Origin of the sequence: Longicatena sp. 210702-DFI.1.196 (assembly GCF_020563125.1) — a bacterium.
Lineage (GTDB): Bacteria > Bacillota_I > Bacilli_A > Erysipelotrichales > Erysipelotrichaceae > Longicatena > Longicatena caecimuris.
In genome coordinates this window covers 1-407 of the sequence record NZ_JAJCPX010000109.1, presented here as the reverse complement: position 1 = coordinate 407, position 407 = coordinate 1, and the positions used below count along the sequence as shown (strand labels likewise).

At 54.3% G+C, this 407-nt stretch carries 1 protein-coding gene; it reads right to left on the bottom strand.

Annotated features, from left to right (window positions below):
• The coding region (locus LI241_RS15585; protein ID WP_368668996.1) for a hypothetical protein at positions 1–407 on the bottom strand (407 nt) is incomplete at both ends.

Here is a 407-nt window from a genome sequence, read left to right as displayed (position 1 = left end):
GTGGCAAAGATCACGCCACGGTTTCCGGTGATCTCATCCATATAGCGGCACTTGGCAAACATATCGGAGGATTTCTGCGCGTCCGATGTGGATAAGCCTGCCACATTTCGCATTTTTGTGTATAGAAACAGGTTTTTATAGTTGTGGGCCTCATCCACGAACAGCCGGTCCACACCCAGTTGCTCAAAAGTTACCACATCGTCTTTTCGCCCCTCGGCTTGCAGCTTTTCCAGTCTGGCTTCCAGAGACTTTCTGGTACGCTCCAGCTGCTTGACGGTAAACCGCTCGCCGCCGCTGGCCTGCACCTCTGCGATGCCCTCGGTGATCTCGTCGATCTGCTCATAGAGAAGCCGTTCCTGACGCTCCCGGCTGATGGGGATACGCTCAAACTGGCTGTGTCCCATGAT